16 protein-coding genes are annotated in these 22,927 nt (G+C 33.4%); 13 read left to right on the forward strand and 3 right to left on the reverse strand.

Going from position 1 to position 22,927, the window contains the following annotated elements; genetic code table 11:
* The first annotated feature begins 62 nt into the window (after positions 1-62).
* Positions 63-731 (forward strand): DNA alkylation repair protein, encoded by a 669-nt coding sequence (locus E0I26_RS08465; protein ID WP_131916058.1) that lies wholly within the window; start codon positions 63-65, stop codon positions 729-731.
* Between the two features lie 42 nt (positions 732-773).
* Positions 774-2,558: a chloride channel protein gene (locus E0I26_RS08470; protein WP_131916059.1), complete on the forward strand. Its 1,785-nt coding sequence runs from the start codon at positions 774-776 to the stop codon at positions 2,556-2,558.
* 194 nt (positions 2,559-2,752) lie between these two features.
* Here the strand turns inward: E0I26_RS08470 and E0I26_RS08475 are convergent, their stop codons facing one another.
* The 3 genes from E0I26_RS08475 to E0I26_RS08485 form a co-directional block, all read right to left on the reverse strand.
* Positions 2,753-3,577, reverse strand: coding sequence for a hypothetical protein (locus E0I26_RS08475; protein WP_131916060.1), 825 nt, complete (start codon positions 3,575-3,577; stop codon positions 2,753-2,755).
* Positions 3,578-3,579: 2 nt separating this feature from the next.
* On the reverse strand, positions 3,580-5,220 hold the full coding sequence (locus E0I26_RS08480; protein ID WP_131916061.1) for a hypothetical protein: 1,641 nt from the start codon (positions 5,218-5,220) through the stop codon (positions 3,580-3,582).
* A 114-nt stretch (positions 5,221-5,334) separates the two neighbouring features.
* On the reverse strand, positions 5,335-6,255 hold the full coding sequence (locus E0I26_RS08485; RefSeq protein ID WP_131916062.1) for a helix-turn-helix transcriptional regulator: 921 nt from the start codon (positions 6,253-6,255) through the stop codon (positions 5,335-5,337).
* A gap of 125 nt (positions 6,256-6,380) precedes the next feature.
* Between E0I26_RS08485 and E0I26_RS08490 the strand changes: the two genes are divergently transcribed.
* The 11 genes from E0I26_RS08490 to E0I26_RS08540 all read left to right on the forward strand — a co-directional run bounded on the left by E0I26_RS08490 (position 6,381) and on the right by E0I26_RS08540 (position 22,705).
* Positions 6,381-6,596 carry a hypothetical protein gene (locus E0I26_RS08490; RefSeq protein ID WP_131916063.1) on the forward strand — a complete coding sequence of 72 codons (216 nt, stop codon included), beginning with the start codon at positions 6,381-6,383 and terminating at the stop codon, positions 6,594-6,596.
* 65 nt (positions 6,597-6,661) lie between these two features.
* Positions 6,662-6,916, forward strand: a complete 255-nt coding sequence (locus tag E0I26_RS08495) for a hypothetical protein (protein WP_131916064.1) — start codon at positions 6,662-6,664, stop codon at positions 6,914-6,916.
* A gap of 329 nt (positions 6,917-7,245) precedes the next feature.
* Positions 7,246-7,983, forward strand: a complete 738-nt coding sequence (locus E0I26_RS08500) for a LolA-like protein (RefSeq protein WP_131916065.1) — start codon at positions 7,246-7,248, stop codon at positions 7,981-7,983.
* 153 nt (positions 7,984-8,136) lie between these two features.
* On the forward strand, positions 8,137-11,217 hold the full coding sequence (locus E0I26_RS08505) for a VPS10 domain-containing protein (protein ID WP_131916066.1): 3,081 nt from the start codon (positions 8,137-8,139) through the stop codon (positions 11,215-11,217).
* Between the two features lie 173 nt (positions 11,218-11,390).
* On the forward strand, positions 11,391-14,222 hold the full coding sequence (gene uvrA, locus E0I26_RS08510; RefSeq protein ID WP_131916067.1) for an excinuclease ABC subunit UvrA: 2,832 nt from the start codon (positions 11,391-11,393) through the stop codon (positions 14,220-14,222).
* A gap of 117 nt (positions 14,223-14,339) precedes the next feature.
* Positions 14,340-14,780 carry an endonuclease domain-containing protein gene (locus E0I26_RS08515; RefSeq protein ID WP_131916068.1) on the forward strand — a complete coding sequence of 147 codons (441 nt, stop codon included), beginning with the start codon at positions 14,340-14,342 and terminating at the stop codon, positions 14,778-14,780.
* Positions 14,781-15,003: 223 nt separating this feature from the next.
* Entirely contained in the window at positions 15,004-15,732 is a 729-nt protein-coding gene (locus E0I26_RS08520; RefSeq protein ID WP_131916069.1) for an LOG family protein, read from the forward strand.
* A 192-nt stretch (positions 15,733-15,924) separates the two neighbouring features.
* Complete coding sequence (locus tag E0I26_RS08525; protein WP_131916178.1) at positions 15,925-18,672, forward strand: gluzincin family metallopeptidase; 2,748 nt, start codon at positions 15,925-15,927, stop codon at positions 18,670-18,672.
* Between the two features lie 185 nt (positions 18,673-18,857).
* Positions 18,858-21,266, forward strand: a complete 2,409-nt coding sequence (locus E0I26_RS08530; protein ID WP_131916070.1) for an alpha-ketoacid dehydrogenase subunit alpha/beta — start codon at positions 18,858-18,860, stop codon at positions 21,264-21,266.
* Between the two features lie 287 nt (positions 21,267-21,553).
* Positions 21,554-22,231, forward strand: a complete 678-nt coding sequence (locus tag E0I26_RS08535) for a peptidoglycan DD-metalloendopeptidase family protein (protein WP_131916071.1) — start codon at positions 21,554-21,556, stop codon at positions 22,229-22,231.
* Between the two features lie 3 nt (positions 22,232-22,234).
* Positions 22,235-22,705 (forward strand): hypothetical protein, encoded by a 471-nt coding sequence (locus E0I26_RS08540; protein WP_131916072.1) that lies wholly within the window; start codon positions 22,235-22,237, stop codon positions 22,703-22,705.
* Positions 22,706-22,927: the final 222 nt, after the last annotated feature.

Raw genomic sequence — 22,927 nt, forward strand, 5'->3', positions numbered from 1 at the left:
CGACTATGTTAAGCATTTTAATTGATATTGCTATTGAATTTTGCCATTGAAATTTACTATTTATGAACTTTATACTTGCCTTAGAAAACGCTTTTGCAACAAATCAAAATCCTGAAAATGCTTTTGCAATGGCAAAATACATGAAGAATAACTTTCCTTTTTTTGGAATAAAAACAGAGGAACGAAGACGCATTTTCAAGGAAATTTGGAAAGAAAACAAGCAAGAAGTTTCAGCAAACGCAAGAGCAATTGCATTGGATTTATATTCAAAACAAGAACGGGAATTTCATTATTGCGCGATTGAAATTTTAATAAAAGAACTCAAAGGGAATTATAAAAAAGAAGACATTCAACTGATTGAAAAACTGATACGCAACAATTCCTGGTGGGACAGCGTGGATACGATTGCTAAGTACATTTTGGGTGAATATCTATTGGAATTTCCATTGGAAACCAAAAATGTAATAGAACGATTTTCAAAGTCAGAGAATATGTGGTTGAATCGAAGTGCCATTTTATTTCAATTGGGCTATAAACAAAAAACGAATACTGATTTTTTGTTTTCAGAATGTTTAAAGCAGGCTCATTCTAAGGAATTTTTTATTCAAAAAGCAATTGGCTGGGCATTACGGGAATATGGGAAAACAAATCCCGAAACGGTGAAGAACTTTGTTCTAAACAATAATTTAAAACCATTAAGTACAAAAGAAGCGTTGAAAAATATTTGTTGAAATTAAAATAATAGTAGTTTTGCACCCCTTTTAAAAATTGTCATGTTCAAAAAATATTTTTCGAAATTAGAAACCATAATAGCTTTTGCGCAATCCATGATGACGCCAAAGCAGTTTATATTTTTATCGTCGGTTTTGGTTGGTATTTCTGCCGCTTTTGCTGTAATTGTATTAAAGTCTTTTGCGCACTGGGTATTTTCTTTTGCTACGTATGTCAGTGGAATTTTAAAATTAGGCTTCATCAATAGTATTTTGCCCATAATTGGTATTTTGCTTACTGTTTTTGTTGTCAAAAGAGTTTTGGGAGGAACAATCCAAAAAGGAACTTCGCAAATTTTATATGCTGTTGCCAAAAAAGCGAGTATTATCCCCAAAAAACAAATGTATGCTCAAATCGTCACAAGTTCCCTGACAGTTGGTTTAGGAGGTTCTGCAGGTTTAGAAAGCCCGATTGTAATTACCGGTGCTGCTTTTGGTTCGAATTATGCCCAAAAATATAAATTAAGTTATAAAGACCGGACGTTACTTATCGGTTGTGGAGTTGCTGCAGGAATAGCCGCTGCTTTTAATGCACCAATTGCCGGAGTTTTATTTGCTATCGAAGTGCTGTTGGTTGATGTTAGTATTGCAGCATTTACCCCCATTATGATTGCCGCTGCAACAGGTGCTTTAGTTTCAGTAATTGCATTAGATGAAGAAATTTTGCTTTCGTTCAAACAACAACAAAGTTTCGATTATCATAACATTATTTTCTATGTCCTTTTAGGTTTGTTTACCGGATTTATTTCGGTTTATTATTCCCGTAATTTTCAGAGAGTAGAACATTTTTTCGCAAGACTTAAATTATCTCCTTATAAAAAAGCTTTGTTTGGTTCTTCGATTTTGGCTATTCTTATTTTTATTTTCCCGACGCTTTTTGGTGAAGGTTACGAAAGTATTAAAACATTATCTGACAATGATCCAGGGAAATTATTGGAAAACACATTATTTAGCGGTTTTCGAGACAATAGTTGGGCTTTATTGGTATTTGTTGGCTTGACCATGATGCTGAAAGTTTTTGCAACTGGAATAACTTTAGGCAGTGGTGGTAATGGAGGTAATTTTGCGCCTTCCCTATTTCTGGGATCTTATGTTGGTTTCTTTTTCTCTAAATTTTTAAATCTGACAGGACTTACTAAATTACCAGTAAGTAATTTCACATTAGTTGGAATGGCAGGAATTTTAAGTGGTTTGTTTCATGCACCCTTGACTGCGATTTTCCTAATTGCTGAAATTACTGGAGGGTACAATTTGATGATTCCTTTGATGATTGTTGCTTCAATTAGTTTTGCGATTTCAAAACGATTTGAAAAACATTCTATGGATGTAAAGAATTTAGCCAAAAAAGGACATGCTTTTACAAGTAATAAAGATACCAATATCCTTTCGACCTTAGAGACCACTTCCATAATTCAAACGGATTATTTAACGGTTTCACCTGATGAAAATTTAGAAAGGCTGGTGGATTTAATTTCTCATTCCAATCAGGTAATATTTGCAGTTGTGGATACTGAAAAAAACTTATTGGGTATTGTTCATTTTAATGATATTCGAGAAATAATATTCAATACGTACCGAGTAAAATATACTTTGGTTAGAGAAATAATGATAGAACCTACAGAAATCATTTCTCCTGATGACAGCATGGAAATAGTCATGAATAAGTTTGAAAAATCGAAAAAAGCCTTTTTACCCGTTCTCAAAGAAGGGAAATATTATGGTTTTATTTCGAAATCTTTTGCGCTAGAAGCCTATCGAACAAAACTAAAATCAATGACGATTGAATAAATTAAACATCCGACATTAGTTCGAACAGGAGAAAAATGATACTTACAAAGAAGGTCGAAACTGGCTTACGACCAGAGAAGCTGTCTAGGATTATATAGCATCCACAAAAAGAAAACGCTAACTTAGGTTGGTGTTTTCCTTATAAACTGAAGGAACAAAAAATATCAGAGCATCAAAGTATCCAATAATACAAATTATGAGTTAACATTAAAATAATAAGAAATAAAAGAGATAAGTATTAAGAAAGTAACTAAAGAAAAAGCACCTAGATAATTGATTAATTTCCTTTGCTTATTTTGAATTTTAACAAAGTGTTCTTCTGATTTTGAATTTAATAATTCTGGAATTAATACTATTTCTTTATTATTTTCAATATTATTAACGTTTAATTTAGCATTTAGTGATTCTTGAATTAATGCTATTTTTTTATCATTTTCAATATTGATAGCATTTAAATTTTTATTTAACTCTTTCAAATTGTCATTAATAATACCAAAATTAAATTCAATTCTATCCGCTTTATTTTTCTCTTCCTTGATTTTATTAATATGAGCTAAAATAACCCGTTTAATTTGTCTGGCCTGTTCTGTATTACCGCTAGAATTTTGTTCGAAATTCTTAGCCATTTCCTCCAACTGTGCAGTTGTTTCACTGTTTTTCTCAAAAGACAAACCTGAAAGCATGGCTAACTTACCAATCATTTCGGCTAGTAGTTTTGAATTATCATTATTATTTTGAATAAGCTTAGAAATTGAAGAAACTGAAGAATGCGTTGCATTATTACTTTCGATAATAAAACTAAATAATGTTTCCGTTGACCATTTAAATACTTTTCTAGTTATGCTATTGTCATTCTTTGCTTTTTGTAGTAAATTGGACGATTGATTAATATTTTCAATTAAATTTTCTGCTGTTTTTTTTGATTCTTCTATTTTATTATTTATTACTGATATAGAATCAATAATTTTTTTCGCATTGACAATACTCGTAACACTTTCTGAAATATATACTTCTTTCATTTTTATATGCTTTCTAATAGATTTAACAAATCATCATTTTCGTCAATAATACTTTTTGTTTCTAAAATATTGTTAGTTATCAATAGATTTGAGTTTTTAATATTTACTAAATTTTCTTCAATAAAATTTTTAAACGATGCTATTAAAGGCATTGAATTATCAAAAATAACTATTGCCTGAATTACAGTTTCTGTAGTTTTTACATTACTTATACCTAATTGAGCTAAATTAACTTTAGCAATTTTTTCTAAGCCAGAATTTTCAAGCCCTTGAAGATTTCTAAATTCTATATTATTCTGATATTTCTGAAACGCTTGAAGTACCAAGACTGAACCAATTCCCACAATCAAACCACTTAGTATTGAAGAAATAAATCCAGCAAATGGAGCAGTAAAAGGCAATGCTGCAATTAATGCTTTTTCAATTGTCTGTTCTAACGCTACACTTAGCATTCCTAAAACAGCTACTCCTAGAATTTTAAGTGCCTCATTTATTCTTTCTTCTATGGTTGCATTTGAAGATAAAAGAGTTTTAATTGCACTTAAAATTGAGTTGAATGCCATTTTTATAAATTTGAAAATATCCTTAGCAATTTTAAAAAGACTATTTAACAAAGCATCTACCAAAGTTGAAACAAAACCATTAATTGAATGATTTTTAAAGGTATCCAAGACATCTTTAGCTTTTATCATTATACTATTTGTGATATTTTTTATACTCTCTTTTATGTCCCTTTCCTCTTCTTTTTGATACTCATTAATTATTTCAACTACAGTAATGGATAATAATTTACCCACAGCAGCTTTTGCGACACCTTTCGCTACATTTCCTACAACTATTTTACTTTTAGTTTTTAGACTATAATCAACGATTTTGCTTTCTTTTATGTCATTTACATTATTAACTGATTTATTAATAGTTTCCTTGATTAATTCTTCATCTGCTTCATGATACTCTTTATTTGTTTTATTAGGCTCTTTACTTGACATCTTTCCAGCCCATTGTGGTTTGTCATCTACTTTCGTTTTGCCTAAAGATTGATTTACTTCACGACCAATTACAACTATATTTTCAGAAGAGTTAGTAATTTCTCTTCTTTCTTCAACATTTGCAATATAATTTAGTACTCTATCTTGGCTAATTTCGTGAGCAGATATTACATGTTCATAATCATATTTTTCCCCATGTTTATAAAATTTTCCAGTGTAAGCACAAATAAATCCATCAGGATTTTCTATTCTTTTATTTTTAATTGCTTTTTTATAAACATCACCTGTAAGTTCATCTCTGTTGTAAACTAAGTTATTTGTTTGATCTATAAATTTTTTGAATTCATCTGGATGAATATTTGTAGCCTTATACTCTTTAGATTTTTCATTTGCTGGTTTTTTTTCCCATTCTAAATAATTTTTATATTCCTTTTCTAAGTCAAGCCCATTCTTAGAAGAAATACCATCCATTACATCTGAAACTCCTAATGATAATGCAATTGTTTCTATAGCTTTGTTTTTAATAGAGTCGAGAAGTTGTCCATTTAACTTTTTCGGGTCTACATCATCCATTTTATCTCTGAGATCATCAATTTCTTTTAATAATTGCACTTCCTCTTTATTTAATTCAATTTCAATTTTTTCAAAATCCATTTTTTTCACTCTTTATAAATTATTTTAATAATTTGAATTGTTCATCTTAGATTTTTAATTGATTTGCAAAATCAATTAATCAAATGTAGTATTTTTTTTGCAAGTATTTTTCAATTAATAACGCTCAAATGCCTTTCTCTGTTCTTCTTTTATTTCTTCCGCCAACCATTTTGGTTCCAGAACTTTAACTAAACTTCCATATTTTAAAATTTGTTGTCTGAATTCAAAATTGGGATGAATACGTAATTCGATATCAAAAGTTTCTCCATTCTCAAGATTAATTTCCTTTTGAGAACGGTGCAAAGGCAGTGATTCCAAATACGGTTTTTGAGAACTATGGAATGAGAGTTTTATGGTTTCCAACTTATGATCCACGTAGTTCAAACCAATAACATTACTGAATTTTTCTTTGGCTTCTTCTGTTTTGGGTTTGAATTTTTTGGTACCTATTGTGATATTTTCGATTCTGTCAATTCCAAAAGTACGATAGCCTTTTTCGGTTTCGCCAATCGCATACCAACGGTTTTGATATTGCTTGAGAAAATAAGGCTTTAGTGTATATTCTTCTTCTTTACGATGATAAAAACTGTTGTGAATGAAGCTTATTGGCAAGTTTTTTTGAATAGCTTCTAAAACAATTTTAAAATTGGGAATAGTTGCTGTTATCGCTTTTGTTTCAAATTCAACTAATGAGAGTGGATTACTTTTATCTTCAAAATTAGAAGTAAAAAGCTCTGCTGTTGCTAATATTTCAATATGACTCAAAAATGATTCTGTATTACTGCTTTCTTTTTCATCAATAAAATAACCACCGATACTATAATCAAATCTTATTTTAATTCCATAAATAACAAATAGTTTGTCTATAAGTCTGTAAAAAGTACGTTCGCTGATTTCGGGTTTTGTGATGCCTAACTTAACTACCAATTGTCCTATTTTCTGATAGGGTCTTTTCTTTAGACTATCAATTAAAATACTTGTTTGTGCTACTTGAGTTGAATTAAGAGGTTTATGCTCTGTGATGTCTTTTTCCATAACTCAAAAATAGAAAAACAAACTGACAATCTCTGTCGTTATAGTTGATTTTTAAATTCATTTAATACTGCCACAAATTGTCATTACTGGGTTTTAATTTCACCCCGAATTTTAAAACATATATAATGAAAAATCTATTTAAAAAGCAAAACACCGAAATGGACTTTAGCAGTTTAAGTACCATTCTAACTTCGGGAGCGGCTGCTGGGATTGCAATTGCAAATCATCTTGGTAAAAACCCAAAAACGGGTGGCATTATTGGCGTTGGGCTGTCACTGTTAGTTACTGGTTTAATCACCGCTATGGACGACACAATTCCTAATCATAATTCCAACAACTAAAAATAGTTATTCTTATCCAAATTTATCATTTTTAACCAGACGAAAGTCACAACACATTCACAATTATGTTATTTCAAGTATTATTAAATTTCATCGCATTTATTATAAAATGCATTGTATGGTTTGTATTCGTATTGGCTGCAATACCATTTGGTATTTATATGTTATTAAATAAAATGTTTCCCGTTTTTACCCAAGATGCTGGTTTTTGGTTTTGGTCAGTCTTCTCCATATTGTCAATAATAGGTTTTATAGTACTTTGGAGACCTATCATGTGGATTGTTGGAGTTTTACAGGTATTGGGAGCTGGTGCTGAATAAATTCAGCTCGCTCTAAACTAGAAAATCAATTCAAATCAACAAAAAACGCTAACTTAGGTTGGCGTTTTTTTATATCCTAATTTAACATAAACTTCTAAAGTGTTCCATCGAAAGAATAAATCAAAATGTGCTTTTCGAAGAAATATGATAGGTGACTGACCCCCTAACAATCACATACTGTTATAATTATATTTTCTTTGTTTCATACTTTATTAATTAATATCTTTAAACATAATTATAATCTCTAAAATTAATTAACAAGAATATCATTTCATCTTGTAACTTTTTAAAATAAATTTATACTAACACAATAAACCAAACAAAAAATTATGAAAACATTAAAATTATCGATCGTTGCATTCTTATTTTCTATTGTAAGTACTTCCGTTTTTGCACAAAGTGCAGATGAAGTTATCTCTAAATACTTTACAACTATTGGAGGTGTAGAAAAATTAAAACCCCTTAAAGGTGTTAAAATGGAAATGAGCATTAATGCTCAGGGTATGGAAATTCCAGTTGAAATGGTACAATTAGCTGGAGGTAAGATGTATGTTAAAATTTCTTTACAAGGAAAAGAAATCACTCAAATGGCATCGGACGGTAAAACCATTTGGAATACTAATTTCATGACGATGAAAGCGGAAAAAAGTGATGCTGAGACAACAGCCAATGCTATTCTAAGCAACAACGACTTTCCGGATGCATTGTTAGACTATAAAGCTAAAGGATACGCCGCAGAATTTATAGGAAAAGAAACTAAAGAAGGTACGGAATGCTTCAAGATAAAATTCACAAAGAAACCAGTCACTGTTGATGGTGTAAAAATGGATGATATATCCTATTACTATTTTGACACAGAAAACTACTTAGCAATAGCAACAGAAACAGAGATTAAACAAGGCCCAATGAAAGGTCAAAAATCGGTTTCAACAATGAGTGATTATCAAGAAGTTGACGGTGTGTTTTTTCCATTTTCAATGAATATGGGGGGACAAGATATGAAAATTAAAAAAGTAACTTTAAACCCTACAGTTGCTGACAGCGCTTTTGCTTTTCCAGCGCAATAATATCAAGCTATAACCATCAATCCTCAACCTGCGTTGGGGATTTTTTTAAAACTCTTTTTATGAAATAGCCATGTTTCTTAAAACACAAATTGTGTATAAAGATATTTCCTCATGGTGCATAACCTATTCCTATAAAAAAAATAGTATCAACATATGAAAAAAACTAATCTATTAATAGCAACTTTACTTCTTTTTGCATCATCAGCAGTTAGTGCACAAGAAAAAGTAATCCTTAAAGGAAAAGAATTATTTGGTGACATTTCCGCAAGACATCTTGGTCCGGCGTTGATGAGCGGTCGTATTACCGACTTGGAAATGCACCCAACCAATAACAAAATAGTCTATACGGCTACCGCTGGTGGTGGTGTCTGGAAAAGTTATGATGGAGGAGCCTCATTCGCTCCAATTTTCGATGGACACATTCAGTCTATCGGTTGTGTAGCCATTGACCCATCAAAACCCGATCAGAATATTTGGGTAGGAACTGGTGAAACCTGGACACGAAACAGCGTATCCGTAGGTGACGGAATTTACAAATCTACAGATGGAGGACAGAACTGGAAAAATATGGGATTGCCAAAATCGGATCGTATCAGTTCTATTGTAGTCGATCCAAAAAACAGTGATGTGGTATGGGTGGGTGTATTAGGAGCCTTATGGGGAGACAGCGAAGAAAGAGGTATTTATAAAACTACAGACGGCGGAACCACTTGGAAAAAAGAATTTTACGTTGATGCAAAAACAGGTTGTTCGGATCTAATTATGGATCCAAAAAATGCTAACATCATGTATGCCAGTTTTTGGGAATTCCGTAGAACGGGATGGTCATTTAGTTCTGGAGGAACACAATCTGCATTATACAAATCGGTTGATGGTGGCAAAACATGGAACAAAATCCACAATGGTTTTCCTCAAGGCAAATTAGGAAGAATCGCAATCGCCGTTGCGCCTACAAATTCAAATATTTTATATTCCGTACTTGAAACTGAAAAAAGTGATAAGAATGGCTTATACCGTTCCGATGATGCAGGTGCAACATGGAAACATTTAAACAGTGATTTTGGTTTGGTGGTGCGTCCTTTTTATTTTTCAAGAATTGTGGTAGATCCAAAAAATCCTGAAATCGTGGTTAAAGCCGGATTAATGGGTTCTATTAGCCGAGATGGCGGAAAGACTTTTAAGAGTTTAGGAAATATGCATGGCGACATTCACGATGTTACTTTTGATATTAATGACAGTAATCGCATGTATTCTGGAACCGATGGCGGTGTATATAGAAGCTGGGATGGTGGCTCAACCATGGAAATGGTAAGTAGTTTACCCGTTTCCCAATTTTATCATGTAAGTATAGACGATAATGAACCTTATAATGTATATGGCGGATTGCAAGATAATGGTTCTTGGTATGGGCCTTCAAAAAGTCCGGGTGGCATTGAAGCAAGAGATTGGACTCGCGTAGGTTATGGAGATGGCTTCAGAGTAGTGAAACATCCATCCAAAAACATTATTTATAGCGAAATGCAAGGTGCCGAAAATGTTTGGCGTTTCAACATTGACAGTCAAGAACTTATTACTATACAGCCACTTGCCGTAAAAGGAGATCCTAAACTGCGTTTCAACTGGAATACCCCTATGGAAGTCAGCAAAAAACAAACTGACCGCCTTTATATCGGTAGTCAATTTGTTCATAAATCGGAAGATATGGGGCGCACCTGGACAAAAATATCACCAGATTTAACTACAAATGATCCTAAGAAAATGAATCAGGAAAATTCAGGTGGTTTATCCAAAGATAACTCGGGAGCCGAAAATCATTGTACGCTTTTCACCATTGCAGAATCACCGCTAAACGAAAATATCATTTGGGCAGGAAGTGACGATGGTAACATTCAGGTGACAAAAGATGGCGGAAAAACATGGACAAATGTTGTGGCTAATATCATAGGATTACCAAAAAACACTTGGTGTTATCATATTGAAGCCAGTGTTTTTGGAGAAGGAACAGCTTATGCCGTTTTCGAAGGGCATACCAAAAACGATTATGCGCCATACACCTATAAAACAACGGATTTTGGTAAAACTTGGAAATCTATAATCACGGCTGATGTGGACGGATTTGTACGCAACATTCAGGAAGACTATATAAATGAAAATTTATTGTTTTTAGGAACCGAAAAAGGATTATATATAACTATTGATGGTGGAAGCAATTGGTCGCATTTTACAAACAAAATGCCATCAGTAGCGATTCACCACATGGAGTTAAACAAAAAAACCAACGATTTGGTTATGGCTACCCACGGAAGAGGAATTATCATTCTGGACGACATTAGCCCGCTGCGTCAAATTAACCAGGTAGTATTAAATAAAGACTTGCATTTCTTTGATTTAAAACCAGCGGTAATAGAAGAACAGTCCAGTTTTGGGACAACGGCAACCGAATTAGAATTTGTTGGAAATAATCCATCTTCGAGTGCCCAGATTATTTATTACCTAAAAAAACGTCATACTTTAGGGAAAATGGATCTTGAGATTCAAGATGAAAATGGCAACAAAATAACTACTCTAACACCTGGAAAACAAAAAGGAATCAATGTTGTAAATTGGAATTACAACATGAAAAACCCTAAAATTGCAGCAGGAAAAACGCTCTCCTATTATGGATTTACAGCACCAAGAGTAGCCGAAGGGAACTACAAAGCGGTCCTTACAAAAGGAAAAGAAACCTACACGTACATGCTAAAAGTAGTAAACGACCCAAAAAGTAGTATTTCTGCAGCAGACCGTCAAAAAGAAAGAAAAATTACGCGTGTATTATTCAACATGAACGAGGAATTGGCCTACACAGTATATGAAATTGATCAGACTAATAGTTTGCTGACCGAACTTATGGCAAAAGACAAAGCATATACCAAAGAAGCTACCAAAATAAAAACCGCTTTTGATAATTTAAAAGCAAAATTGGTGGTGACAACTGGTGATAACTACGTAGGTGCGGCAGAACCACAATTAAGAGAAAAATTGGGAGAATTATATGCTAATATCGCCAGCAGTTTTACGGCACCGTCCCCTTCACAACTGGAGAACATGGAAGCGATAAAACAACGATTTGACAATTCAATAAACGAGTTTAAAACGTTAAAATCAAAACACGAAGCTTCTTATCAAAAGAAAGCAAAAGAAAGTAATATTCCTTTCGTGCTTAAGCCTTTTAATGAATTTGTAACCGAATAATATTTATCAAAATTCTTCAAAGAAAGCGTTAACAATTATGTTGACGCTTTTTTTATATGCTGAACTTTTTATTTGCGCAAATCTAATTTCAGAAAGAATCTTTAACAAAATCTTCCAAACCGTTGGGTGAAAAGAACAACTCAAAATTGTAACTTTGCTTTTTTGCAAAAATTATGTTAGATAAAGACAATACCATTGAAGTTCAAGGCGCTCGCGTTCATAACTTAAAAAATATAGATATTTCCATTCCTCGTGAAAAACTGGTCGTAATTACCGGTCTTTCTGGTTCCGGAAAATCATCCTTAGCTTTTGATACCATTTATGCCGAAGGGCAACGCCGCTATGTAGAAACTTTTTCTGCTTATGCGCGTCAATTTCTGGGCGGTTTAGAACGTCCCGATGTCGATAAAATCGACGGGCTTTCGCCTGTAATTGCTATTGAACAAAAAACGACCAGTAAAAGTCCGCGTTCAACTGTGGGAACTATTACTGAGATTTATGATTTCCTGCGTTTATTGTACGCGCGTGGTGCTGATGCATACAGCTACAATACCGGCGAAAAAATGGTTTCCTATTCTGATGAGCAAATCAAAGATTTGATTATTCAAGATTTTACAGGAAAACGAATCAATATTCTAGCACCTGTTATTCGTGCTCGAAAAGGACATTATGCCGAGCTTTTTCAACAAATTGCCAAGCAAGGTTTCCTAAAAGTTCGAGTAAACGGCGATGTGCTGGATATTACTTTGGGAATGAAATTAGACCGTTATAAAACACACGATATAGAAATTGTTGTGGATCGAATGGTGATTGAAGACACGCCAGATAATGAAAAACGTTTGATTGAAAGCATCAATACGGCCATGCATCACGGAGAGAATGTGTTGATGGTTTTAGACCAAGATTCTAATGAAGTACGTTTTTTTAGCAGGAATTTGATGTGTCCAACCACCGGAATTTCATACCAGAATCCCGAACCTAATTTATTCTCTTTCAATTCCCCAAAAGGTGCCTGTGATCATTGCAACGGATTAGGAACAGTAAATGAAATTAACCCCAAGAAAATTATTCCAAACCCGAAATTATCCATAAAAAGTGGCGGTTTTGCTCCTTTGGGAGAATATAAAAGCTCCTGGATTTTTAAGCAACTGGAAATCATAGGAGAAAAATATGGTTTCAAATTGACCGATGCCGTAGAAACTATTCCGCAGGAAGCCATGGAAATGATTTTGAATGGCGGAAAAGAAAAATTCACCATCAATTCTAAAGATTTAGGCGTTGCCCGCGAATATAAAATTGATTTTGAAGGAATTTCGCATTTTATCAAAAATCAACATGACGAAAGCGGTTCTACAAGCATAAAACGTTGGGCAAAGGAATTCATGGACGAAATAAAATGTCCGGTTTGCGAAGGTTCTCGTTTGAAAAAAGAAGCCCTATTCTTTAAAATCAACGAAAGAAATATTACCGAATTGTGCGATATGGACATTTCGGATTTGACAGCTTGGTTTTTGGATTTAGAAAATCATTTGTCTGATAAACAAAAACGTATTGCTACTGAAGTAATCAAAGAGATTAAAGATCGACTGAACTTCCTGATGAATGTAGGGTTGGATTATTTGGCTTTAAGCCGAAGCTCGAAATCCCTTTCGGGTGGTGAAGCACAACGTATTCGATTGGCAACACAAATTGGTTCGCAGTTGGTTGGTGTTTTGTACATTTTGGATGAGCCAAGTATTGGTTTACACCAAAGAGACAATGATAAATTGATTCATTCACTCGAACAATTGCGCGATATTGGAAACTCGGTAATTGTGGTGGAACACGATAAAGATATGATTGAACGTGCCGATTATGTAATTGACATTGGACCAAAAGCAGGAAAATATGGCGGTGAAATTATCAGCAAAGGAACGCCAGCTGAAATTCTGAAACATCATACTATTACAGCGATGTACATGAATGGGGAGATGAAAATTGAGGTTCCTGCAAAACGTCGAGAGGGAAATGGAAAATTCCTAAAACTGACCGGAGCAACAGGAAATAACTTGAAAAATGTTTCGATAGAATTGCCTTTGGGCAAAATGATTTGTGTGACCGGAGTATCTGGAAGTGGAAAATCAACTTTGATTAATGAAACGCTCTACCCTATTTTGAATGCCTATTATTTCAATGGTGTCAAAAAACCACAACCGTATAAAAAAATAGAAGGATTGGAACATATCGACAAAGTGATTGATATTGACCAAAGCCCGATTGGTAGAACGCCAAGAAGTAATCCGGCAACTTACACCGAAGTTTTTACCGAAATCAGAAATCTGTTTACGATGACTTCTGAAAGTATGATTCGGGGATATAAAGCAGGCCGATTTAGTTTTAATGTAAAAGGCGGACGTTGCGAAACCTGTGAAGGTTCGGGCGTACGAACGATTGAAATGAACTTTTTACCTGATGTGTATGTAGAATGCGAAACCTGTCAAGGGAAGCGTTTTAACAGAGAAACACTGGAGATTCGATACAAAGGAAAATCCATTTCAGATGTGTTGAATATGACGGTAGACGAAGCGGTCCCCTTTTTTGAAATGATTCCGAAGATTTACAGAAAAGTAAAAACCATTCAGGATGTTGGTTTGGGTTATATTACGCTTGGACAACAAAGTACCACACTTTCCGGTGGTGAAGCACAACGTATCAAACTGGCGGGTGAATTGTCTAAGAAAGATACCGGAAACACGTTTTATATTCTGGATGAACCTACAACAGGATTGCATTTTGAAGACATACGGGTGTTGATGGAAGTGATTAATAAACTGGTTGACAAAGGGAATACGATATTGATTATCGAACATAATATGGACGTGATTAAACTAGCCGATTATATTATAGACATTGGTCCTGAAGGCGGAAAAGGCGGCGGACAGCTTATTGCCAAAGGAACGCCAGAAGAAATTATAAAAAATAAAAAAAGCTATACGGCGCAATTCTTGAAAAAAGAGTTGTCTTAATTCCCCTCCTCTGGAGGGGTGCCCGTAGGGCGGGGTGGTTTTTCGTTACAACTACCATTTTTCTGTAAATTCAACCGTAAAAAACGTTCAAAAAGGGAAAAATAAAAAGTGAATTGTATGGAAAACAATAGAGAAATAACAGCTTATATAAATGGACTGCCCGTATATAGAAACTTTATTGAAAACCTACCTTACAACATAAAACTAAAGTCCCGATCCCGATCCTTACGCAAGGCAGGTGTATTGTCGGAAGTCATTTTTTGGTTGCAAGTTCACAAAGGGATGTTTTGGAAGATTGACTTTGATAGACAAAGAATCATAGGTAATTATATCGTAGATTTTTATGTAAAAACCTTAGGATTAGTAATCGAAATTGACGGATCGAGCCATGACAATAAAGAAGCATACGACCAAAAAAGAGAAGATTATCTCATTTCATTAGGATTAAGGGTATATAAAATTTCGGATTTAAGAGTGAAACACGATTTGAATAATGTGATGATGGAACTAGAGAAATATATTGTTGTAGAATTTGGAAATAAAGCGACTAATATCTGAAAATTTTCGACAATAAAGCCACCCCGCCCTCCGGGCACCCCTCCAAAAGAGGGGAAAAGCAGGCAGAATAATTATAACGAAAGGAACTCCCGAAGAAATTATAAAAAATAAAAAAAGCTATACGGCGCAATTCTTGAAAAAAGAGTTACTTTAGTAAAAGTTGAATTTCAACCCTGTTAGGGTTTTGAACCCTAACAAGGTTAAAATAAAAAATAAAATAAATATGAGATTAGAAGATTTTGACAATGATGAGGATAAAGTAATCCAAGACCGACTGAAGAGAAAGACTTGGAATGAGATTAGAACCAATGACAGTTGGGCGATTTTTAAAATTATGGCCGAATTTGTAAACGGTTATGAAAGTATGGGACGTATTGGTCCGTGTGTGACAATTTTTGGTTCGGCACGAACGAAACCGGAAGATGCGTATTATTTGCTTGCCGAAAAAATTGCCTATAAAATCAGTAAAGCCGGTTATGGCGTGATTACTGGTGGTGGACCCGGAATTATGGAAGCAGGAAATAAAGGCGCACATCTGGGTGGAGGAACATCAGTGGGATTGAATATTGAACTGCCTTTTGAGCAACATTTCAACCCGTATATTGACAGCGATAAAAACCTGAATTTTGATTATTTCTTTGTTCGAAAAGTGATGTTTGTCAAATATTCCCAAGGTTTTGTGGTGATGCCGGGAGGTTTTGGAACGATGGATGAATTATTTGAAGCGATGACCTTGATTCAAACTAAAAAGATTGCACGATTCCCGATAATATTGGTTGGTTCCAGTTTTTGGGCAGGATTAATCGATTGGATCAAAACGGTTTTAGTAGAAAAAGAAGCTACTGTAAGTGCCGAAGATTTGAATTTATTTAAAATTGTGGATACCGAAGATGAAGTCGTTGATGTGTTGGATAAATTCTATAAAAAATACGATTTAACTCCAAATTTTTAACATAAAAAAGCTGTCTAACCGACAGCTTTTTTATGTTAATAAGATAATTTATATAGTGTTTTAATCTAAAAAAAAGTATATTTATTTTTTTAATAAAATTAATACCGGAATTTGAACTCATTCTTTAAAATTACGCTTTACACTCTTGTTTTATTACTTTCTATAAAACAATATGCACAACATCATTCTGATATAAAAGCGGAGTTGAATGCCGAAAATAAGACATTGAATATTCAACAGGAAATTACTTTTTTTAACCAGTCAAATGATACGCTAACCTCGATTGTATTAAATGATTGGAATAATGCTTTTTCTACTAAAAATACCCCTTTAGCCAAACGATTTTCTGATGAATTTTATAGAGGTTTCCACTTAGCCAAAGAAGAAGAGCGCGGTAGCACTAAGAAACTGATCCTTTTAGACGCAAATAAATCGGTTTTGTTATGGGAAAGAACGGATAAAAATCCTGATTTAATTGAAGTTAAATTAACTGAAAATTTACTTCCGAATCAAAAAGTCGTTTTACAGCTGACTTATGTCACTAAAATACCCAGCGATAAATTTACAAAATATGGGTACAATAATAGCGGAACTATACATCTTAAAAACTGGTTTCTTACGCCAGCCCGTTATGAAAACCATAATTTCATCCGATACAGCAATACTAATTTAGATGATATTGCCAATGCCTATTCCAGTTTTGAAATTGATTTAAAAGTACCTAAAAATTCAGAAGCCATTTCTGATTTAAAAAGTAGTAAATCAAGTGCTAATGAAACTTTTTTAAACTATAAATTATCCGGGAATAACAGAACTAATTTTAGCGTGATTATAGAACCAAAATCCAGTTTTGAAAGTTATAAAAATAGTGCTGTTGAGGTGCTGACTGATTTAAAAAACAATAAATTGAATACTATTCAAAAAGCGATTGTAATAGACCGAGTTGTGAATTTCACAAACGATTTAATCGGAAAATATCCGCATGAAAAAATTATTGTTTCTCAAACCGATTACGAGAGAAATCCTTTTTATGGATTGAATCAACTTCCTTCTTTTATAAGTCCGTTTCCAGATGAATTTCTTTTTGAAATTAAATTTTTGAAAACCTATCTGAATGAATACCTAAAAACAAGTTTACAATTGGACCCTAGAAAAGACAACTGGATCTATGATGGGTTACAGGTCTATGCCATGATGAAATATATGGATGAAAATCACCCCAACACAAAAATGATGGGAAGTGCTTCTAATATCAAACTGCTAAAAAGTTTCAATCTTGTCAATATTGGTTTTAATGAACAGTATAGCTATTTCTATATGTTAATGGCTCGAAAAAATCTGGATCAACCTCTTGGAGATTCTAAAAACACTTTAATTAAATTCAACGAGCAAATTGCCAGTAAATATAGGGCTGGATTAAGCATCCTGTTTTTAGATGATTATTTACAAAATGATGCTGTTACCACTAGTATAAGACAATTTTACAATCAAAATCAGATCAAACAAGTTTCCAGAACTGATTTTGAAACCATACTAAAATCAAATACCGATAAAGACATTAACTGGTTTTTTAATATCATCATTAATTCCAGGGCTATTATTGATTATAAATTTTCCAGTGTTTCAAAAACTAAAGACAGTATCACTTTTTCAGTAATAAACAGAACCGGAACTCCTATTCCCATTCCTATTTATGGTACAAAAAAAGGAGTTGTTGTTTTTAAGCAATGGCTGGATATTGAAGAACGCGACAGTACTTTTACCATCCAAAGAAAAGGTGCTGATAAAATTATCTTAAATTTAAAAAATGAAGTTCCTGAATATAATTTAAGAAATAACTGGAAAAAACTAGATGGTTTTTTTCCAAACAATCGTCCGGTAAAGTTTGTATTTATGAAAGATTTAGAGGATCCGTATTACAATCAGGTTTTATATGTGCCCACTTTATCCTATAATTTATACGACGGTTTGACTCCGGGAATGCGATTGCATAATAAGACTATTTTAGACAAACCTTTTACTTTTGACCTCAACCCATCCTACTCTACTAAATCCAATAATTTATCCGGATCAGCTTCTTTTGTGGTAAACCAAAATTATAGAAACACTACACTATATAACGCAAGATATTCGTTAAGTGGCTCCTACTTTCATTATGCACAAGATGCCACTTATCTAAAACTAAATCCCACAATCCAATTGCGGATTAGGGAACCTAATTTCAGAGACAACAGAAAACAACTGATTCTATTCCGACAAGTTATTGTAAACAAAGAAAAAAGCGCATTTGTTACTGATAACTCCCCATCCAATTATTCGATTTTTGATGCCCGATATGTGAATTCAAAAACGGAGGTCACCAATCATTTTAACTTTAGTTCTGATGTTCAAATCTCAAGTAATTTTGGAAAAGTTACCGGCGAAATAGAATACAGAAAACTCTTTGAAAACAATCGTCAAATTAATCTGCGGTTTTATGCCGGAAGTTTTTTATACAATAAAACAGCATCCGATTTTTTTAGTTTCGCACTAGACAGACCTACCGATTACCTCTTTGATTATAATTATTTTGGACGATCTGAAAGCACCGGTTTTTTTAGTCAACAACACATAATGGCTGAAGGCGGCTTTAAATCAAAAATAGCAACACCTTATGCAAATAAATGGATTACCAGCTTAAATGCAAGTGTTAGTGTATGGAACTGGATAGAAGTTTATGGTGATGTAGGATTCATCAAAAATAGAGGTCAAAATGAAAAATTTGTATACGATAGCGGTATCCGTCTCAATTTAGTGACGGACTACTTTGAGTTGTATTTTCCGATATATTCGAACAATGGATGGGAAATAGCCCAAAACAATTATAATGAAAAAGTACGTTTTATAGTTACTTTTTCTCCTAAAACATTAATCAATCTTTTTAATCGAAAATGGTTCTAATCCAAAACAATTATCCTCATTTATTAAACTATTCTTATTAAAACGTAAATAAAATTACACATAGTAAAAAAATAAAGTTCTTTTTATTAGAATAAATCGAAATAATTTAATTTTATTTTTTCAATGAACTATGAAAATAGCTAGTTTTTAAGTAAATTTGTCCCATAAAGTTATACTTTTCAATTATGATAAAAGAAAAAACCAATACTACATTGACATTTGAAGATTTCAAAATCGAGGTGTTGAATGACTACAAATTAGCTATAACAAGCCGAGAATGCAGTCTTTTAGGACGTAAAGAAGTATTGACTGGAAAGGCTAAATTTGGCATTTTTGGTGATGGAAAAGAAGTTCCGCAACTAGCGATGGCGAAAGCCTTCAAAAATGGAGACTTCCGTTCTGGATATTATCGCGATCAGACTTTTATGATGGCCATTGGCGAATTGACTATCCAACAATTCTTTGCCGGATTATACGGTCACACTGATATTGAACAAGATCCCATGTCAGCAGGAAGACAAATGGGAGGCCACTTTGCCACGCATAGTTTAAATGAAGACGGTTCTTGGAAAGATTTAACAAAACAAAAAAATTCAAGTGCTGATATTTCTCCTACAGCCGGGCAAATGCCTCGATTATTAGGACTCGCTCAGGCTTCAAAAATATACAGACAAGTTTCCGGAATACCAAATGCGGCTAATTTCTCTAATGAAGGAAATGAAATTGCATGGGGAACGATAGGAAATGCAAGCACATCTGAAGGTTTATTTTTTGAAACCATAAATGCTGCAGGTGTATTACAAGTACCTATGGTTATGAGTGTTTGGGATGATGAATATGGAATTTCTGTCCATGCAAAACACCAAACTACCAAAGAAAATATTTCTGAGATTTTAAAAGGATACCAAAAAGAAAAAAATACGAACGGTTTTGAAATACTAAAAGTAAAAGGTTGGGATTATGCTGACTTGATTGCTACGTATGAAAAAGCAGCTGATATTGCCCGAGAAAATCACATTCCTGTCCTGATTCACGTAAATGAATTGACGCAACCACAAGGACATTCCAGTTCAGGTTCCCATGAAAGGTATAAAGATGCAAATCGTTTGGCATGGGAAAAAGATTTTGATTGTATCCGTCAAATGAAATTATGGATGATTGCCATCAATATTGCTTCGCCAGAAGATATTGAAGCGATTGATGCTCAAGCCAAAAAAGATGTTTTAGAAGGCAAAAAAGCGGCTTGGAATGCATTTATTGAACCTATCGTTGAAGAGCAAAAAGAACTTGTCACTTTATTACAAAAAATTGCTGAAACCAGTAAAAACAAAGACATAATTTTACAATTCACATCTGATTTAAGTAGTATTAAATCACCTTTGAAAAAGGAAATTCTGGTTACCGCCCGAAAAGTATTGCGTTTAATACTGAATGAAAATAGTAAAGAAGAATTGTCGCATTGGATAACATCATATACTACTAAAACTCAAAAGAATTTTAGCAGCAACTTATTTTCAGAAACAGATTTAAATGTATTTTCTGTAGAAAAAGTTTTACCGGTATATCCTGAAGATGCTAAAGAAGATACGGATGGTCGCATGATTTTACGTGATAACTTTGATGCCATTTTTACAAAATATCCTGAAACATTGATTTTTGGTGAAGATGCCGGAGCCATCGGAGATGTGAATCAAGGTTTAGAAGGAATGCAGGAAAAATATGGAGAGCTGCGTGTTGCCGATGTTGGAATACGTGAAGCAACCATATTAGGTCAAGGTATAGGAATGGCATTAAGAGGTTTACGCCCTATTGCCGAAATTCAATATTTGGATTACTTATTATATGCCATTCAAATCATGAGTGATGACTTGGCTACGTTGCGATACCGAACTGTTGGAAAACAAAAAGCCCCTTTAATTATACGTACACGTGGTCACCGTTTAGAAGGAATCTGGCATTCCGGTTCACCTATGGGAATGATCATAAACGCCATACGAGGAATTCATGTGTTGGTTCCAAGAAACATGACACAAGCAGCCGGTTTTTATAACAGTTTGTTAGAATGTGACGAACCAGCTTTAGTAATCGAATGCTTGAATGGATACCGATTGAAAGAAAAAATGCCTTTAAACTACGGAGAATTCAAAACTCCAATTGGGGTTGTGGAAACGTTGAAAAAAGGAACTGACATCACACTCGTTTCCTATGGTTCTACGTTGCGATTAGTTCAACAAGCAGCAAATGAGCTTCTGGAAGTAGGTATTGATTGCGAGATTATCGATTTGCAATCGTTACTTCCATTTGATGTGAATCAAGATGTTGTAAAAAGTATTGCCAAAACAAACCGTCTTTTAGTGATTGACGAAGATGTTCCAGGTGGAGCTTCGGCTTATATTTTGCAACAAATTATTGAGCAACAAGACGCCTATAACTATTTAGACAGTAAACCGCAAACCTTAACAGCAAAAGCACACCGACCTGCTTATGGTACAGATGGTGATTACTTCTCAAAACCTTCTGCAGAAGATATTTTTGAAAAAGTATACGGAATGATGCATGAGGTTAACCCTTCGAAATATCCAAGTTTGTATTAAAACATCATAAATAATTAAAAAAGCCAGACAAAATTCATTTTTGTCTGGCTTTTTTTATTGTGAATCAAAATTATATTTTAGCAAAAATAATGGTGTACTATTTTTTCCGGTAACAGGGTTTTCTCTTATTGAAATTCCAAAATGAGTATAATCATTCCTTACATTGTTTATAATTTGAACAATTAAAAAAAACTCATTTTCACAATTAAAAGTTATAATGCTACTCTAAATTCTTTATGTTGGCCTATTTTATTTTAAATTTAGAATTTATAAAAATTTACAAAAATATGACAGTACTGGAAACTATCTTAAAAGACATACAAAATGTAAAAGTGATAGCCGAATCAATTGATTATAGCCAATATACTCCATTGGATTTATCCATTACAAATGAAGCTTTTAGAAAACAGAATGTAGATAATGCAGCCGATTTTGAAAAACACATCGAAAACCATTTAGCTGAAAGTAATGCCAAAGTGGCTTTTGGAGGTTACAATGAAGTTAGAGATTTGTATAAAAGAAGTGAAATTTTTAACGGATCTAAAACGGAAGAAAGAAATATCCATATTGGTTTAGATTTATGGATTAAAGCCGAAACTCCAGTATTAGCAGCACTTGATGGATTTATACATAGTTTTAATTACAATACTGGTGTGGGTGATTATGGTCCAACTATTATCTTAGAACACAAAATAGAAAATCAGGCTTTTTATACTTTATACGGACATCTTTCGTTAGAAAGTATCACTGAAATTGAAATTGGAGACGTTGTCAAAAAAGGGCAGCAAATAGCCACTTTGGGTGATGCATCCGTTAATGGGGATTATGCACCACATTTACATTTTCAGATTATAAAAAACATCGAAAATAATTTTGGAGATTATCCGGGAGTTTGCAGCAAAAGCGATTTGGATCATTATTTAGAAAACTGTCCAGATCCGAACTTATTATTAAAAATTACATAAATTATGAGAAAGATAATTATCATTTTAAGCATTGTTTTGCTAGTCGGTTGCAAATCTAAAACTGTTGTTACAGAGCCAGAAGAAGCTAAAATCGTAAAACTACTGTTTTCTGAAGTCAGTGAATCTCAAAAAAACAAAGCCTACGAATTAGGGAAGAGAGTTCTAATGACCTGCAATACTTCTAAGTTTAAACCTTTTAACGAAAGTGAAGCAACAGCTTCTGTCATTAAAAACACAACCGAGGAAAGACTGACAAAAACATGTACACGATTTCGTCAATATTATGGGACTTTTATAGACCTACAATTAGTTGAAATTTATAAAGACAATTTTGACAAGTCAACTATTTACCGTTATAAAGCACAGTATTCAAAGAAAGTAGCTAACAAGGAACTTCGGGTTTCAATGAATCAAGAAAACAAAGTTTCGTCTATTAAATCATTGGATTGGGCAACTCCATTCTCGATGAAATAATTTCAAATAATAGAACTGAATTCATAAATCAAAAACATTTTTTTTAATGTTTTGTATGTAGTAATTTGTTCCTCATATTTCAAGATTATTACAATTCCACAATACTGCTCTTTTTATTAAAACTCAAATCACCTTTCTTTCTCGCTGTTTATTTGTAAATTTATGCACATAAGAACAGTGATTAAGTGAAACTGCTTTAAAAGCGGTTCTTTTTTAATTGCC

This window comes from Flavobacterium rhamnosiphilum (assembly GCF_004349195.1).
Lineage (GTDB): Bacteria > Bacteroidota > Bacteroidia > Flavobacteriales > Flavobacteriaceae > Flavobacterium > Flavobacterium rhamnosiphilum.